The sequence below is a fragment of the Ruegeria intermedia genome (assembly GCF_900129345.1).
In the GTDB taxonomy this organism is placed as follows: Bacteria; Pseudomonadota; Alphaproteobacteria; order Rhodobacterales; family Rhodobacteraceae; genus Ruegeria; species Ruegeria intermedia.
In genome coordinates, this window is record NZ_FQVK01000016.1 from 16,998 (window position 1) to 33,661 (window position 16,664).

General features: G+C 63.4%; 15 protein-coding genes. 9 read left to right on the plus strand and 6 right to left on the minus strand.

Going from position 1 to position 16,664, the window contains the following annotated elements; genetic code table 11:
• Window positions 1-29: 29 nt before the first annotated feature.
• The 3 genes from F3H26_RS12105 to F3H26_RS19650 all read right to left on the minus strand — a co-directional run bounded on the left by F3H26_RS12105 (window position 30) and on the right by F3H26_RS19650 (window position 2,064).
• Window positions 30-1,061: an aldo/keto reductase gene (locus tag F3H26_RS12105; RefSeq protein ID WP_149776307.1), complete on the minus strand. Its 1,032-nt coding sequence runs from the start codon at window positions 1,059-1,061 to the stop codon at window positions 30-32.
• Between the two features lie 64 nt (window positions 1,062-1,125).
• A complete protein-coding gene (locus tag F3H26_RS12110) occupies window positions 1,126-1,797 on the minus strand; it encodes an alpha/beta hydrolase family protein (RefSeq protein WP_223162495.1) in 672 nt (223 codons plus the stop codon).
• Complete coding sequence (locus F3H26_RS19650) at window positions 1,798-2,064, minus strand: alpha/beta hydrolase family protein (RefSeq protein ID WP_223162496.1); 267 nt, start codon at window positions 2,062-2,064, stop codon at window positions 1,798-1,800.
• 108 nt (window positions 2,065-2,172) lie between these two features.
• Here F3H26_RS19650 and F3H26_RS12115 point away from each other — a divergent pair, with 108 nt between their 5' ends.
• The 5 genes from F3H26_RS12115 to F3H26_RS12135 all read left to right on the plus strand — a co-directional run bounded on the left by F3H26_RS12115 (window position 2,173) and on the right by F3H26_RS12135 (window position 7,808).
• On the plus strand, window positions 2,173-2,763 hold the full coding sequence (locus F3H26_RS12115; RefSeq protein ID WP_149776308.1) for a TetR/AcrR family transcriptional regulator: 591 nt from the start codon (window positions 2,173-2,175) through the stop codon (window positions 2,761-2,763).
• Between the two features lie 364 nt (window positions 2,764-3,127).
• Window positions 3,128-4,078 (plus strand): ABC transporter substrate-binding protein, encoded by a 951-nt coding sequence (locus F3H26_RS12120; RefSeq protein ID WP_149776309.1) that lies wholly within the window; start codon window positions 3,128-3,130, stop codon window positions 4,076-4,078.
• 78 nt (window positions 4,079-4,156) lie between these two features.
• A complete protein-coding gene (locus F3H26_RS12125; protein ID WP_149776310.1) occupies window positions 4,157-5,194 on the plus strand; it encodes a quaternary amine ABC transporter ATP-binding protein in 1,038 nt (345 codons plus the stop codon).
• Window positions 5,187-6,776 (plus strand): ABC transporter permease, encoded by a 1,590-nt coding sequence (locus F3H26_RS12130; RefSeq protein ID WP_149776311.1) that lies wholly within the window; start codon window positions 5,187-5,189, stop codon window positions 6,774-6,776. The genes F3H26_RS12125 and F3H26_RS12130 overlap by 8 nt, the downstream gene beginning before the upstream one ends.
• 51 nt (window positions 6,777-6,827) lie before the next feature.
• Window positions 6,828-7,808, plus strand: a complete 981-nt coding sequence (locus F3H26_RS12135; protein WP_149776312.1) for an arginase family protein — start codon at window positions 6,828-6,830, stop codon at window positions 7,806-7,808.
• On the opposite strand, the gene F3H26_RS12140 is transcribed toward F3H26_RS12135, so the two are convergent.
• Both F3H26_RS12140 and F3H26_RS12145 read right to left on the minus strand, forming a co-directional pair.
• Window positions 7,805-8,773 (minus strand): agmatinase, encoded by a 969-nt coding sequence (locus F3H26_RS12140; RefSeq protein ID WP_149776313.1) that lies wholly within the window; start codon window positions 8,771-8,773, stop codon window positions 7,805-7,807. The genes F3H26_RS12135 and F3H26_RS12140 overlap by 4 nt on opposite strands.
• Before the next feature lie 83 nt (window positions 8,774-8,856).
• Window positions 8,857-10,374 (minus strand): trimethylamine methyltransferase family protein, encoded by a 1,518-nt coding sequence (locus tag F3H26_RS12145; RefSeq protein ID WP_149776314.1) that lies wholly within the window; start codon window positions 10,372-10,374, stop codon window positions 8,857-8,859.
• A gap of 185 nt (window positions 10,375-10,559) precedes the next feature.
• On the opposite strand from F3H26_RS12145, the gene F3H26_RS12150 reads away from it, so the two are divergent.
• Together F3H26_RS12150 and F3H26_RS12155 are read left to right on the plus strand one after the other, a co-directional pair.
• The gene (locus F3H26_RS12150) at window positions 10,560-12,995 is read left to right on the plus strand and encodes a GcvT family protein (protein WP_149776315.1); all 2,436 of its coding nucleotides are present in this window, start codon (window positions 10,560-10,562) and stop codon (window positions 12,993-12,995) included.
• A gap of 90 nt (window positions 12,996-13,085) precedes the next feature.
• A complete protein-coding gene (locus F3H26_RS12155) occupies window positions 13,086-14,057 on the plus strand; it encodes a LysR family transcriptional regulator (protein WP_149776316.1) in 972 nt (323 codons plus the stop codon).
• A 14-nt stretch (window positions 14,058-14,071) separates the two neighbouring features.
• Here the strand turns inward: F3H26_RS12155 and F3H26_RS12160 are convergent, their stop codons facing one another.
• On the minus strand, window positions 14,072-15,097 hold the full coding sequence (locus F3H26_RS12160; RefSeq protein WP_149776317.1) for a LacI family DNA-binding transcriptional regulator: 1,026 nt from the start codon (window positions 15,095-15,097) through the stop codon (window positions 14,072-14,074).
• Between the two features lie 135 nt (window positions 15,098-15,232).
• Here F3H26_RS12160 and F3H26_RS12165 point away from each other — a divergent pair, with 135 nt between their 5' ends.
• Window positions 15,233-15,415 (plus strand): hypothetical protein, encoded by a 183-nt coding sequence (locus F3H26_RS12165; protein ID WP_149776318.1) that lies wholly within the window; start codon window positions 15,233-15,235, stop codon window positions 15,413-15,415.
• 24 nt (window positions 15,416-15,439) lie between these two features.
• A complete protein-coding gene (locus F3H26_RS12170) occupies window positions 15,440-16,585 on the plus strand; it encodes a TRAP transporter substrate-binding protein (protein ID WP_149776319.1) in 1,146 nt (381 codons plus the stop codon).
• Window positions 16,586-16,664: the final 79 nt, after the last annotated feature.

Here is a 16,664-nt window from a genome sequence, read left to right on the forward strand (position 1 = left end):
CGGGCGCAAAAGCCCGCCCCTTGCCTCGGTTACTGGTCGCCAGAAAGCCGGCCATACAGGCTTTCCCCACGCTGCATCGGCGGCAGGAAGTGGGGATATTCGGGCGCCAGCGCGCTGACCGCGTCAAGTTGCGCCATTTCCTCGTTGCCGAGCGCGATGTCCGCCGCGCCGAGGTTGTCTACCAGCTGTTCCTCCCTGCGCGCGCCCACGATCACGCTGGTCACGCCGGGCTTGTGCAGCAGCCAGGCCAGCGCGATCTGCGGCACCGAGGCGCCCTTGGCCGCGGCGATCTCGCGGAGGGTATCCACCACGTCATATCCCCGTTCTTTGTCCACGGGAGGGAAGTCGAAGCTGGCGCGCCGGCCAGCGGCCTCGCCTTCGCGGGTATACTTTCCACTGAGAAAGCCGCCCGCCAGCGGGCTCCAAATCAGCGTTCCAAGGCCCAGATCCATCGCCGCCGGGATGATCTCGCGTTCCAACTCGCGGCCCACGAGGCTGTAATAGGCCTGTACCGAGCAGAACCGTTCGGTGCCCATCCGCCGCGCCAGCCCGTCGGCCTTGGCGATCTGCCAGGCGGCGAAGTTCGACAGGCCGACATAGCGCACCTTGCCCTGACGCACGAGGTCGTCAAGCGCGCGCAGGGTTTCCTCGAGTGGCGTGGTGGGGTCGAAACTGTGTACCTGGTACAGGTCGATCCAGTCGGTGCCGAGGCGCTTGAGGCTGCCTTCGACCTCGCGCATGATCGCCAGCCGGCTGGTGCCCAGGTCATTCGGCCCGGTGGTGCCGCTGAAATAGACCTTGGTGGCGATGATCGCATCCTTGCGCCGCGCGCCCAGGGCCTTGCCCAGCATGATCTCGGATACTCCATCGCTGTACATGTTGGCGGTGTCGAAGATGTTGATCCCGGCCTCAAGCGCCAGATCGACCATGCGGGTTGCCAGTTCCTGGCCCGTCGCCCCGAGGGTTTGGCCGGATGCGCTGTCTTCGTTGGCAAAGGTCATCGTGCCAAGGGTCAGTTCCGAGACGTAAAGCCCGGTCTTGCCGAGGGGTTTGTATTTCATGGGATTGCTCCTGTGGTTTTCTGGATGGAAATGTATGCGGGCACCGCACCCGGTGCCCCGCCAGTCACTTGTCGAAGAACGCGGCCACGGCGTCGGTCGGGGCTTTCACGGCCTCGGGCTTGTAGTAGAAATCGACATGGCTGAACTCGTCGAAGGCCAGCACCTCATGCTCGTTGGTCAGCTTGTCGACGAAGGCGGTCGAGCAGATCGCGGTAAAGGCGGTCGCGCTGTAGATCACCAGCGCGGGCTGGACGATCTTGTCGGCGTAGTGTTCGCTGAGCGAATACATCGACTGCATGCCCTGGTCGGCGATATGCATGTTGGTGAAACTCGGCACCGCCTTCGGCCCCTTGACGCCATCGCGGCCATAGTAGTCATAGCTTTCGCCGGCCATCTCCGGATAGGCGGCCGCCGCGATGAATTCCTCGCGGGGCATCTCGTCATTCAGGCCGAAGGGGGCGACGTAGATCGGCTCGCCGGTCTCATGCATCTTCTGCTTTGCGGCATTCGCGGCGGCAATCTGCTGGTGGGCTGCCTCGCGGTCGGTCCACTGGAACGCATTCGCCGCCATCATGCCCGACACCATGGCGATCTTCTTGATCCGGTGGTCGGTCACCGCGGCCGAGGCGATGATCGCGCTGCCCTGGCAGACGCCGAGGCCGTAGATCTCGTCCACGAAGGGCAGCGTGCCCAGATAGGACACCGCGTCCCAGGTGTTTTCGATCAGCCGGAACATTTAGCGGGACTGCTTGTGCTCGCCGGGCAATGCGGGGCTTTCGCCCATGCCCAGGTAGTCGAAGCCCAGATAGATGAAGCCGCGCGCGGCCATTTCTGGTCCGTAGGTGGCCGGGATCTGGTCCTTGACCTGCGGGAACGGGCTGGCGCCGACGATGGCCTTGTATTTTTTGGACGGGTCGAACCCTTCGGGAAGGTAGAGATCGCCCGCCAGATCCACGCCGAAGGACTTGAAGGTGACTGCGTTCTTGCCTGCGGTGAGGGTCATGCTCTGCATCCTTGCTTGCAAAAGTAAATCGTTGCGTTTACATATGTCGTGCAAGGCCGTTTGTAAACGGTAGATTTTACTTTTTGTGGATGCGCAGGGCGGAAAACCGTGAAGCTGACTGATAAAAAAAGAAAAGATATCATCGAGGCGGCGATCGCCGAGTTTCGCGAGAACGGCTTTCTGGCCGCCAAGACCACGAGCATCGCCAAGCGGGCCGGCGTTTCGAGTCGCACGCTCTACAAGCATTTCGAAACGAAAGAGGCGCTGTTCGACGCGATCACCGAGATCATGATCGAACGCAACGCGGCGATGGCCCCGGTGCCCTACGACCCGGGCCGTCCTGTGGCCGAACAACTGGTCGAGGGGCTGGAGCGTTATGTCGCGGTGATCACCGAGCCCGAGGCGATGGGTCTGACCCGCATGGTGATTTCCGAGTTCCTGCGCGATCTCGACCGTTCGCGCGCCTTCTTTGCCGAAAGTGCGAAACACGACTATCCGGTCAAACGGCTGATCGAAGAGGCGATGGCTGCCGGCGCCTTGCGCAAGGCCGACCCGGAACTGGCCACGAACCAGCTTCTGGGTCTGGTGAAGGCCTTCTTCTTCTGGCCCGAATTCCTGGCCGGCGAGAAACCGGAGTCCGAGGGCGCCTTGCAGGATTGCGTCGCGATGTTCCTGTGTCACTACAAGGCAAAAGAATAGCCTGACGCCCAGATCCGGGAAGCGTCATCCAGCGGATCGAAGGGAATCGTCATCAAGAATTGGTCGGCGCTTGGGTTTGGCCGTTTTTCGTTTCCGGAACCTGCCGGCCCGCTGGCAATTCCAAGGTGGACTTTCCGTTCTTTCGAAAAGGCCGGAACAGGTATTGGGTAAAGTCGAACAAATGACCGCATCAGGCCGTGGCGCTTGAAAGGTTTCAGGCCCGCGTGCTTCATTTTTCATGCGGCGGTCCTTCGAAGGGGCGTGCGCGAAAACAACCGAGATGCTGGCATGCGCGCGGCGGTCCCAACCGGGCCGGGGCGTGAGGCAAGACCAGCACCGCAGATGACCAACACGGAGAAATGCCATGAAGAAATTGACCATGCTGCTTGGAGGCGCATCGATGGCGATTGCCGCACCCGCCTTGGCCGCAGACATCGTGATCGGGGTCCCGAACTGGCCTTCGGTGAACGCGACGGCGCATATCCTCAAGGTGGCGATCGAACAAAATCTCGGGCTCGAGGTCGAATTGCAGAACGGCACCAACCCGATCGTCTTCGAGGCGATGGATTCCGGCGCCATGCATGTGCATCCCGAGGTTTGGCTGCCCAACCAGCAGAACCTTCACGATACATACGTCAAGGAAAAGGGCACGGTGGCCATGAACCCGAACGGGGTCGAGGCCTTTCAGGGCATGTGCGTCGACAAGGCCACGGCCGATGCCAACGGGATCACTTCGATCGACGATCTGACCAATCCCGACATCGCGGCGCTGTTCGACAGTGACGGCGATGGTCAGGGCGAGCTGTGGATCGGCGCGCCGGGCTGGGCCTCGACCAATGTGGAAAAGATCCGCGCCAAGTCCTATGGCTATGATCAGGTGTTCGAACTGACCGAGATTGACGAAACGGTCGCCTACGCCAATCTGGACAACGCGATCAAGGCCGGAAAATCCTGGGTCGGCTTCTGCTATACCCCGCACTACGTCTTCCAGTTGCACGACCTGCAGGTGCTGGACGAGCCGCCCTATGATGCCGCCAAGTGGAAGGTTCTGCAGCCGACGGACGATCCGGAATGGCTGGAAAAATCCGAGGCCGGCGTGGCGTGGGACAAGGCCTATCTGCATCTGCACTATGCCAAGTCGCTGGAAAACGATTTCCCCGAGGTAGCCCGGCTGCTGGCCAACATGAAGCTGGACACCGACCAGGTGTCCGAGATGACCTATGCGCTGGTGATCGACGAAAAGGACCCGCAGGCCTATGCCGAGGAATGGGTCGCCGCGCATGAGGATGCGGTTCTGGGCTGGATGTCCGAGTGATCCGAACTCACGGGACTTGAAACCAGAACAGGCCGCCGGACAGCAACTGGCGGCCTGTTCTGCATCAAAGGGACAGGTATGACGGAAACAGTCGTTAAACTGACGGATGTGTGGAAAATCTTTGGGGCGCGCGCCGAAGAGGCCATGCAGGCCGTCCGCACCGAGGGCATCGGCAAGCCCGAGGTTCTTGAAAGATTCAATTGCGTGGTCGGTGTTCAAGGGGCCACGTTCGACGTGCCCCGCGGCGAGATCTTCTGCATCATGGGTCTGTCCGGCTCGGGCAAGTCGACACTGGTGCGTCACGTCAACCGGCTGATCGAACCGACGGCGGGCAAGATCGAGATTCTGGGCCATGATGTGTCCAAGATTTCCGAGTCCGAGCTGCGCCGCATCCGTGCACAGCAGATCGGAATGGTGTTCCAGCACATGGCGCTGATGCCGCACCGCTCGGTGCGCGACAACGTGGCCTATCCGCTCGAGATCCGCAAAGTCTCGAAATCCAAGCGCTGGGCGGTGTCCGATCACGCGCTGGGCCTGGTGGACCTGACCGGTTACGAGGACCGGCTGCCCAAGGAACTGTCGGGCGGAATGCAGCAGCGCGTGGGCATTGCGCGCGCACTGGCCTCGGACCCTGAAATCCTGTTGATGGACGAACCGTTCTCGGCGCTGGACCCGCTGATCCGGCTGCAGTTGCAGGATCAGTTCAAGGCGCTGGTGGCGCAGCTGAAAAAGACCACGCTGTTCATCACCCATGACCTGGACGAGGCCATTCGCATCGGTCACCGCATCGCCATCATGAAGGACGGCGTGATCGTCCAGATCGGCACGCCCGAAGACATCGTGATGAACCCGGCCGACGACTATGTGCGCGAGTTCGTGCAGGGCATATCCAAGCTGAAACTGGTCAAGGCGCATTCGATCATGGAGCCGTTGGAGAGCTACTCCGGCCCGCTGGATGGCGCGCCGCGCGCCGATGAGGGCGCAGACCTCGACCAGCTGATCGACCTGGCCGTGAACACCGAGCTTCCGGTGGTGATCACCGACGGCGGTCAGGATGTGGGCGTCGTGACCAAACCACGCCTGTTGCGCGGAATTCAGGGGGGCAAAAATGACTGATGCAACCACGGAATTGAAAGTCACGGCCGCTTCCGACATCGAGGTGGACCGCGAGGCGCTGGATCGGTCGATCCGCGAATTTGCCGGCCCAAATGGCGACTATTACGTCAACGCCTTTCACAAGATCCACGATGCGACCAGCCCGATCCCGAACACGTTCAACCTGTGGGCGGCGGTGCTGGGGCCGTTCTGGTCGGCTTCGCGGGCGATCTGGGGGATGTTCTGGACCTTTCTGATCCTCGAGATCATCGCCTGGGTGCAGATCGGGCGCGGCGCCTGGGGCAACCCGGGGGCTGACCTGGCCGAACGCGCGGCCCGTCAGCAGGAGCGCGCAAACGAGTTGCTGGCCCGCGCGGCGGATGCAACCGAGAAGGCGGATATCGACCGGTTCACCAAGTTGGCCGCAAACATCCAGAAGGCGGCGGATGCCAGCATGGAAAAGGCGCAGGCCGCACAGTCCGAAGCCCTGGGGATCATGGTCACCGGGTTGCTGATGCTGTTGGTTTTCAAGCTGGTTCAGGGGTTCTACGCTGACCGGGTGTACGAAAAACAGTACTCGAACTGGCGGATCAACCCCGACAACACCGAAAGCGGCCGCTCGACTCGGAACACGGTTCTGGGGGCGATTCTGGTGACAGCGATCGGACCGCTGATCGTGTACAAATTCACCGTGAACGCCTCGCTGCCGCTGTTGGACGCTTTCCCTGAAAAGGCGGTGTCGGAAATGATCCTCGGGCCGGATAAGGGCACGTTGTTCTCGGCCCTGGCCAGTTGGATGGAGGCCCGGATCGACGCAGCCGCGGCCGCGGGGGGCGATGTCTTCGACGGAATCGTCGCCGGTGTGCGCTCGGTTCTGGACGGGCTAACCGTGGCCCTGATCGGGTCGCCCTGGCCGGTGGTCATGCTGGTGATCTGCGTGACCGCGTGGCGCGCGGCGGGTCCGCGCGTGGCGATCTTCACCGCGGCATCGCTGGCCTATATCGCGCTGCTGGGATACTGGGACGTGGCGATGGAGACGGTGGCACTGGTGGGCGCGGCCGTGCTGCTGTGCGTCACCTTCGGCATTCCGCTGGGCATCTGGTTCGGCAAATCCAAACGCGCCTATCGCGCGGCCGAGCCGGTGCTGGACCTGATGCAGACTCTGCCGGCCTTCGTCTACCTGATCCCGATCATCGCCTTCTTCGGCACCGGCAACCCGCCGGGCATCCTGGCCACGATCATCTTCGGCATGCCGCCGGTGATCCGCCTGACGGCGCTGGGCATGCGCGGGGTGCCGGAAAGCATCAAAGAGGCCGCCGTGGCCTTTGGCGCCTCGAAATGGCAGTTGCTGAAGGACGTGGAAATCCCGCTGGCGCTGCCGTCGATCATGACCGGCGTGAACCAGACCATCTTGATGTGCCTGTCGATGGTCGTGATCATCTCGCTGATCGGCGGCGGGGGTCTGGGCAAGGAAATCCTTGAGGCGCTGCAATACGCGGCCAAGGGGCCGGGCCTGCTGGGTGGCTTTGCGATCCTGTTCCTGGCCATGGTCATGGACCGCATCGTTCAGGGCGCCTTCCGACGCGAAGACGAAAAGATCTGACACGTCAGCCGCCCCCCGTGGGGCGGTTTCATTTCGGCTTGGGGAGACACGATGGCGGACCGCTACGAGCAATCCATGATGGACAACCTGTACTGGTGGGGCGTGCCCACCCTGTTCCGCTGCCCCAATACCGGGCCAGAGGGTCAGGACATCGCCTTGGCCGGAGTGCCGCATTCCGCTGGCAACGGCACCACCGAGCGCGACCAGCATCTGGGCCCGCGCGCGCTGCGTCATGTCTCGGCCGTGCAGCGCCGGGTGCATTCGCTGTTCCAGATCGATCCGTGGTCAAGCGCGCGCATTGCCGATGTGGGCGACGTGCCGTTCCCGCGCGCCAACGACAACGAGGACTGCATCGAGCGTATAACCGCCTTCTACCGTGACATCGACGCCGCCGGGGCGCGGCCCGTTTCGGTGGGCGGCGATCACTCGATCACGGGCGGGATCGTGCAGGCGCTGGGCCGAGGCGAACTGGCGGGCGGGCAACCGGTCAGCTTTCTGCATCTGGATGCGCATACGGATGTGTTCACCAAGGTCGCCCATTTCCTGGGGGCCAAGAAATCGGCCGCGCATTGGGGGGCTTACCTGGCCGATCAGGGGCAGGTGGACCCGACCCGGTCGATGCAGATCGGGTTGCGGGGGCATCCGCGCAGCCTCGACTGGCTGCAGCCTTCTTATGACTATGGGTACAACATCGTCACCATGCGCGAGTTCCGCCAGCGTGGCCTGGCCGATGTGGTGGCCCAAACGCGCGAGGTTCTGGGCGACCGGCCGGTCTACATCACCTTCGATCTCGACTGCCTTGATCCGACCATCGCGCCGGGCGTGTCGAACCTGGAACCCGGCGAAAAGGGTTTTGACATCGACGAAGCCGTGGGCATTCTGCATGCCGCGCGGGGGTTGAACATCGTCGGCGGCGATGTGGTCTGCATGATGCCGACCAAAGACAGCCCCAACAACATCACCGCGCTGACGGCGGCGGCGGTGATGTTCGAGATGATCTCGATGATCGCCGAGAACGTCGCGCGGGCCTAGCGCCGCGCGTCGATCGCCTGGGCCAGCACGCAGAGCAGCTCGAACATCAGAGAAATGCCCAGCCACGCGGTGCCGCCCGCCGGGTCGAAGGGCGGCGAGACCTCGACCAGATCCGCGCCCACAAGGTTCAGACCTTCCAGCTTGCGAATGACCTGCTGGGCCTGAAAGCTGTTGGGGCCGCCGATCTCGGGCGTTCCGGTGCCGGGGGCATGGGTCGGGTCCACGAAATCGATGTCATAGGTACAATAGCAGGGCGCGTCGCCGACGATGGAGCGGACCTCGGCCATGACGTCGTCGATGCCGCGATCGAACAGCTCTTCGATGCGGATGATGCGGATGCCCTGCGCCTCGCCCCATTCGATATCCTCGGTGTTGTAGGCGGTGCCGCGAATGCCCACCTGCACGAACCGTTCGGGATCGACCAGCCCTTCTTCGACCGCGCGGCGGAACGGGGTGCCGTGGGTATATTTGTGCCCGCCGAAATAGCTGTCGAACAGGTCGGTATGGCTGTCGAACTGGATCAGCCCCAGAGGGCCGTCGCTGGCCAGCGCCCGCAGGACGGGCAGGGAGGTCAGGTGATCGCCGCCCGCCGTCAGGGGCACGATGCCGCGCAGCGTCAGGTCGGTGTAGAAGCGGGTGACACGGTCCAGCGTATCCTCGATATCCACCGGGTTGGGGGGCACGTCGCCCAGATCGGCACAGTTGACCAGTTCGAACGGGGCAACCCCGGTCACCGGGTTCATGGCGCGGATCATGGTGGACTGGTCGCGCAACTGCCGCGGCCCATGCCGCGCGCCGGGCCGGTTGGTGGTGCCCCCGTCCCAGGGGATGCCGACCAGCCCAAGCTCGACCAGATCCATCCGGTCGTCGTTTGGGGTCAGGGCCGGCAGACGCATGAAGGTGGGGACACCGGCAAAGCGCGCCAGTTCCATCGCCGAGACGGGTTGAAAGAACGCATTTGCCATGAGGCCCCCTGTGTCGTCGTTTGCCCGAGCCTAGCGCCGAGCCCGCGTCAAAAACACCCGGTCCGCGACACACCGGCGTCGGATCAGGACAGAATCCGGAAATTGGCGCGGATCTCGGCCTTTTGTTCGGGGCTGAGGTATTGCGGGTGATGCGTGCGCAGGATCTCTCGCGCGCGGTCGCGGGCGGTGGACCAGGCATCGCGCGCGCCGCTGTCCTGCCAGCTGCGCGGTTCGGCCCGGTCGGCAAGGGCCGGGTAGAAATAGTCGCGCTCCATCGCTGCATGGGTGTGGGCGCTGCCCAGGAAATGGCCCTCGCCCAGAACCGACTGGCAGATCGCGTCAAAGCCCAGGTTTTCTTCGGTCACCTCGATCCCGCGCAGGGCGCGATAGGTGTGCGAATGCATCTCGTCATCCAGCACGAACCCCTCGAAGCTGACCCCCAGCAGCGAGGCCGTCATGCCCGAGCTTTCGTAGATCAAATTGCCGCCGGCCAGTGCGGCGGCCAGCGAGGTGATGCCTTTCTCGGCGCCGTATTGCGCGTCGATGGCCTTGGCATCGGTCATCGAACAGGCCACGCCCGAGGGCAGCCCCAACCAGTTGGTGATCTGGGCCGAGGCCGCGTTCAGCACGGCGGTTTCGCCACTGCCGCCCGAAAAGGCACCGGTGCGCAGATCGATGATGAAGGGCCAGTTGGAAAACACCATGGGAAAGCCCGGCTTGATCGCGTTGACCATGACCAGGCTGGCCAGGGTTTCGGCCAGCGACTGGGCCAGAAACCCGGCCATGGTGGCGGGCGCGGTCGCCCCGGCCTGGGCTGCGGTGATGCAGGACATGGGGATGTTGTGCGCGATGCATTCATAGACCACGTCCACCGCATCTTCGCCGTACCGCAAGGGCGAGATCACAGGGCTGATATGCGCCTTCAGAAACGGGCGTTCGGCAAAGGCGCCCTGGCCGCCGGCGGCGATATCCAGCATCCGCACGATGGGCGCGACATGTTCGGCCAACGTGAACGAGGTCGCCACCGGTTTGGTGGTATTCCGGATCAGCGCATAGGCGGTGTTCACGTCCAGATCGAAATTGTCCGGCACGTCGGTGGCGACGCAGCATCGGGTGAACCAGCTGACATTGGCCAGCGTGTCCTGAAGCCGGCTGAAATCATGCAGATCGGCCAGCGTCGACGGGCGATAGAGCCCGCTGTCCAGATCCAGCGTCTGGACCGCTGCGCCGCCAGTGCCGAAATGCACGCGGTCGCCGCCCACCTCGATCGACCGGGCCGGGTCGCGCCCGTGCAGGGTAAACCGCTTGGCGGCCTGCCGGACCACGCCTTCGACCATCGAGCGAGGAAAGACCAGCCGCCCCGGCGGACCGGGCCGCGCGCCTGCGGCGATCAGGTCTTGTGCCAGACGGTCGGGCACTTCGCCCATGCCCAGCGTTTCCAGCAGGCGCAGGGCTGTGTCGTGGATCGCCGCGATCTCGGGCAAGGTCAGGGGTTTGTACTGCCCACCGATCTGGCCGGGCGGGCAGGGGTCAAAGGCCGGTTTGGCCGCCCGTTGCGCGAGCCTGGCCCGCCGCCCGCCGCGTTTGCCCTGTTCTGGCATCTCCGAAGGCTCCTGATCCCATCCTGCCCTGCAGGGTACGCGGCAACGCGGGGTGCGGCCAAAGCGGAAATGTCGTTTTGAGAAATCTCAATCCCCGTTTCGATTTTTCGGGACCGGCAACTGCGCCATTGCCCGCCCGCCGCGCCGTTCGGCAGGGTTCGGGGCATGTCAGAAGGAGCACACCCATGAAATCGCGCACCAAGGTCGTGGTGATCGGCGGCGGAATCGCCGGCTGTTCAACCCTGTATCACCTGACGCAGGAAGGCTGGAGCGACGTGGTTCTGGTAGAGCGCAACGAGCTGACATCCGGCACCACATGGCATTCGGCCGCGCAGGTGACGAATTTCGGAATGAACCAGACGATGGTGGGGCTCAAGTCGCATTCGATCCGCCTGTACAAGGAACTGGCCGAGGACCCGGACTATCCGATCAACTACCACCATGGCGACGGCGGCATCCGGCTGGCCAACACCGAGGCGCAGATGCAGGGCTATCGCCATTTCGCTTCGATGGCGCGGGGGATGGACGTGCAGTTCGAGGTGATCGACGCACAGGAATGCGCCCGTCGCCACCCGCTGATTTCCACCGACAATCTGTTGGGCGGGCTGTGGGATCCGCTGGACGGGGATATCGACCCGGCGCAGCTGTGCCAAGCGCTGGCGCGGCGGGCGCGCAACGCCGGGGCCGAGGTTTATCGCAACACGCCGGTCACGGCCCTGACCCAGCACAAGGACGACACCTGGACCGTCCATACCGAGCACGGCGATATCGACTGCGACATCGTGGTGAACGCCTGCGGTTACCGCGTGAACGAGGTGGGCGCGATGATGGGCGTGCACCATCCCGTGGCCTCGATGGAGCACCAGTATTTCCTGACCGAGGAAATCCCCGCGATCCGCGACGCTGGCCACCGCATGCCGCTGCTGCGCTGCCCGATCAGCGATTACTACTGCCGGCAGGAAAAGAACGGGCTGCTGCTGGGGTTCTACGAGCAGGACTGCAAGACCTGGGGCATGGACGGGATCGACCCGAATTTCGTCAACGCGCTGTGCCCGGATGATCTGGACCGGGTGGCCGATGTGCTGGAAGGCGCGTTTGCCCGCATGCCCGCGCTGATGGAGGCCGGAATCCACACGGTCGTCAACGGCCCGATCACCTACACGATCGACGGAGCACCCCTGGTCGGGCCGATCCCCGGCAAACGCAACGCATTCTGCATCATCGGGCTGCGGGCCGGGCTGGGCGAGGGGGGCGGCCACGGCTGGCTTCTGGCCCAGCAGATCGTGCATGGCGAGGCCTGCTATGACACCTGGTGCCTCGACCCGCGCCGGTTCGCCGGGCACGCCAATGTCGAGCTGACGGCGCTGATGGCGATCGAGGATTACCAGAACGAGTTCCGCTTTCACTTTCCGCACGAACATCGCCCCGCCGGGCGGCCCGCCAAGACAACACCGCTGACCCCGGTTCTGGCCGCCGAAGGCGCGGAATTTGCCGTGGTGAATGGGTGGGAGCGGGTTGAGTACATCAAGCCCACGCCCGATTTCACGCCGACGCTCAGTTTCGATTTTGACGAAACATTCGACGTGATCGCCGCCGAGGTCGCCAATGTGCAGCAGAATGTCGGGCTGGCCGAGGTCAACGGGTTCAACCGGATCGAGATCACCGGTGCCGACCGGCATGCGTTCCTCGACCGGATGATATGCGGCGCGCTGCCCCGTCGCCCGGGGCGGGTGGGGTTGGCCTATCTGCTGAACCACAAGGGCATGGTCAAGGCCGAGGCAACCATTGCCAATCTGCCCGCAAGCGACAGGGGGCCGGATCGGGTCTGGTACGGCTCGGCCGCCGCGTCCGAGCTGCATGACATGGATTGGCTGTCCCGACACATCTCCCCCGACGAGGACGTGCACCTGCGCAGCCTGACCAACGAGCAGACCATCCTGGTTCTGGCCGGACCACGGGCGCGTGACGTGCTGTCGGCCTGCTCGCGCGGGGATTGGTCGCGAGACGCCTTCCCGTGGCTCAGCGTGCGCGAGAGCTTTGTCGGGATCGCGCCCGCCACCGTGATGGGCGTCAGTTTCTCGGGCGAACTGGCCTATGAGATCCATGTTCCCAACGCCTCGCTCTATGCGGCCTATCTTGCGCTGCGACAGGCCGGACAGGCCTTTGGCCTGCAACTGTTTGGCGCGCGGGCGGTCGAGTCGATGCGGATGGAGAAGACTTTCCTGTATTGGAAGGCCGACCTGATCACCGAGTTCGACCCGTTCGAAACCGGGCTGGACCGCTTTGTCCGGCTGGACAAAGCGGAGTTCATCGGGCGCGCGGCGCTGATCGAACGGCAGGCCAAAGGGCCGTCTCGCAAGCTGGTTGCCCTGCAGGTGCAGGCCGCGCACGCGCCCGCGCATCCCGGTGCGTCGCTGATGGCCGGGGACCGGGTGGTGGGAACGGTGACGTCGGGCGACTGGGGGCATCGCACCGGGCTGAACCTTGCGCATGCCTTTGTCGCGCCGCACCTGTCCGCCGAGGGCAGCGAGATGATGCTGGACCTGTGCGGCGACAGGGTTCCGGCGCGGGTGATCCCTGCCTGCCCCTACGATCCCGAGTTCACACGCATGCGCAGCTAATGGGCGTGACCAACATTCACCATTGCCTGAAAGCAAAAACTCTGTTTCGCTGTTTTCGATGAAATCGAAACTGCGGGAGGGTCGTGGCCCGTGTCCAAACCGCTGAGCCTGCGTTGGCTGGAGGTGTTTCGCCTGGTCGCCAAGTCCGGGTCGATCCAACAGGTGGCCTCGGAAACCGGGCTGTCGATCAGTACCGTCTCGAACCATCTGCGCAGTCTCGAAGACGCTTTGGGAGTCGCCCTGGTCGATCACGGCCGCCGCCCGATGAGCCTGACCCCGGCGGGCGAAGTGTTCGCGCGCTACGTGCGCGACGGTCTGACGGTGCTGAAACGGGGCGAGGCCGAGATCCGGTCCGGCAACTGGCGCCACGCCACCGATCTGCGGCTGGCCCTGGTGGATGATTTCGACAACCAGATCGCGCCGGAACTGATCCGGTTTCTGGCCCATGCGCTGCCGCGCTGCAATTTCCGGCATTTCACACGGCCCAGCCACGAGATCATCGAGAAATTGCAGGAGCACAAGCTGGACGCGGGCGTGGCGACCCGACCGCCCGGCGGCACGCAGGGGCTGATCGAATATCCTCTGATGCGCGACCCGTTCATCGTGATCGTGCCCGAGAAGTTCAAGGGCGAGGTGCAGGATCTGTTATCGCCCCATTCCGACCTGCCGCTGCTGCGGTATTCGCGAGACTACACGATCGGCAAGCAGATCGAGATCCAACTGACGCGCAACAAATACAACCTGCCCAACCGGTTCGAGCTGGAATGCAACCAGTCGATCATGGGGCTGGTGGCCGAAGGAAGCGGATGGGCGATTACCACGGCCGGGTGTTTCCACCGGGCGCATCGCTATCATGACGCGGTTCGGGCAACGCCTTTTCCGGGTCGGAACTTTGTCAGGATCGTTTCCTTGTTTACGCTCGAGGTCTATCCGGGCACCACCTCAAAACTGATTCACAAGGCCCTCAGCAGCTTGATCCGGCAATATTTCACCGAGCCGATGTGCAAGCGGCATTTGTGGCTGAAGGGTGATTTCCGGACGATGGAAGATCAGGCCGCCTGACTTGGGCACACGGATCACGCCGAGTTCGCAGGACCCAAGGACTGTCGTTCAACGATGTGCGTGAACAGGTGTTCACCGGCCGCCGGGGCCCTTTTTTCAACCATTTCGATCAATGCCTTGGCGGCTTTTCCGCCCATTTCCCGATGCGGCACATGCACAGTGGTCAAAGCCGGGCGCAGGATCCGGGCCAGTTCGATGTCATCGAACCCGGTGATCGAGACATCCTGCGGCACTTTCAGCCCCATGTCCTGAGCCCTGAGCAAAGCGCCGGCGGCCAGGACATCGTTACCGCACATGACAGCCGTCGGCGGCGTGTCCTGCGACATGAGACGCGCGAAGGCGTCAGCGCCGTTTTCGATCTCGTACGGGGTCTCGATGACCTGAAGCCCCTGCGGGTCAAGCCCGCGCTGCCGAACAGCGTCGCGCACCCCGTCCAATCGCAGGCGCGCGCGGTCGTTGCCGTGGGTGATGCCGGATATCACCGCAAGCCGTCTGTGCCCCAGGTCGAAGACCCTTTGCGCCAGCTCGTACATGGCCGCACGGTTGTCGAATCCGATGGAGGGCAGACGCCCATCCGGGGAAAACGACCACGCAACCAGCGCCGGAATATCGCGGCGCTGAAGGAACTCGTAAATGTGCGGCGCACGGTCGTGACCGATCAGCAGCAGCCCGTCGGCGCCGCGGGCGACCAGAGTCCGGATCTGCTCTTCTTCGGTTGCCGGTTTGTAGGCCGAACTGGACACCAGCAGCGTATAGCCATGTTGGTGCAGCTCTTCCTGAAAGGCCTGCAAGCCGCGCGCAAAAATGGCATTCTCCATCGTCGGGATGATCGCGCCGATGGTAAACGTGCGCTTCGCCGCCATGACCCGAGCCGCGAAATTCGGTGTATAGCCCAACGCCTCGATCGCCGACTGCACGCGTTTGCGGGTCGCTTCGACAACCCGATCCGGCGTGTTGAGGCAGCGCGAGACCGTAGCCGTGGAAACGCCCGCCTTTCTGGCAACGTCATCCAGTGTCGGGGCGGGCTTCAGCTTCGACATTTCCAAACCTGATCTTTGTTTTCTTCAATTCTAACCGCATCGGATTGGCAAGGAAAGTTGAAATGTAAGCGCTTGCATTTTCCATGTAAGCGCTTACAAATGGCATCAGTGCCGATTCTACCCGGAGTCCCGAACATGTTTCTTGCCGCATCCGCCATCGTTTTCGCCGTCTATTTCGCGAACGTGGCGCTGGGTGCGTTTGCAGGCCGCGCGTTTCTTGGGGATGTGGGCGAGATGCTGGTTCTGTTCGCGGCGTCGATCCTGTTCGTTGTCGCAATTCTGAAAAAAGAGGCCGACCGCGAGGAGAACGGCGGCTGAATTTTTCCAATGGGAGGGCAATCAATGAACAAAGATCAAATGGAATTGGCGTCAGCTGAACGCCGCAATTTCCTGAAACTCAGTGCCAGCGGCGCGTTCACGGCCGCACTGGTGGCGGGCGCAAGCGGCGTGCTGTGGTCATCCGAGGCCGCGGCGCAGACCGCGAAGGAGGAAAAGGAACGCGAACAAGCTGCCGAGCATGTGATGACGGTCGCTACGGCCTATGTGCTGGGCGCCTCGCGCAGCTATCCGATCATGCAGCTGGACCTGAAAGAGAACATCCAGAACGCAACCAACGGCAAGGTCTATGTCAAGCTGGCCCCGGGCGGGCAGCTGGGCGCGGGCGGCGCGTTGGTGCAGAAGGTGCAGGGCGGAACCATCCAGGCCGCGCAGCATTCGCTGTCGAACTTCGCACCCTTCGCCTCGACCGTGGACCTGATCAACATGCCGTATCTGTGCGGCTCGAACCAGCGGTTCACCAACCTGGTGCATTCCGACACCTGGAAGAACGAAGTGCACCCCAAGGTCGAGGCCGCAGGCTTCAAGGCGCTGTTCTATGTCGTGATCGACCCGCGCGTCGTGGCCGTGCGCCAGGGCGGAAATGCCGTCATTACCCCCTCGGACATGAGCGGGATCAAATTCCGCGTTCCCGGGTCCAAGATGCTGCAGCAATATTATCGCATGGTCGGCGCCAACCCGACGCCCGTTGCTTGGGGTGAGACCCCCTCGGCCATCAAGCAGGGCGTGGCGGATGCGCTCGACCCGTCGGTCGGCGCGCTCTATGTGTTTGGCTTCAAGGACATTCTGTCTCACGTCACCTTCACCCAGGCGGTGCCGGACAGCCAGGTCTATTCCTGCAACCTGGAATGGTTCAACTCGATGCCGGCCGATGTGCAAGAGGGCATCATGTGGGGCTCGGAGATGACCAGCCACCAGAACCTGGCCAAGGTCCCCTCGGCCCGCGCCTACGCCATGGCCGAGTTGAACAAGGCCGGGGTTCAGTTCCACTCGCTGACCGACGATCAACTGGCCGAGTGGCAGGAGGCCGGCGGTTATCAGCGCTCGGAGTGGGACCCCTTCAAAACCGAGCTGGCCGGGTCGATGGATGCCTTCGAAAAGCTGGTCGAAGCGGCCGGCACCCAAGGCAAATACTACGTCCACGACGCCTGATGCGGACCGGGCGGGCGCCGGACGCGTGCCCGCCCTTTCCAGACCTGCAGGGCCTGATCCTTCAGGCCCATCCCCCCAG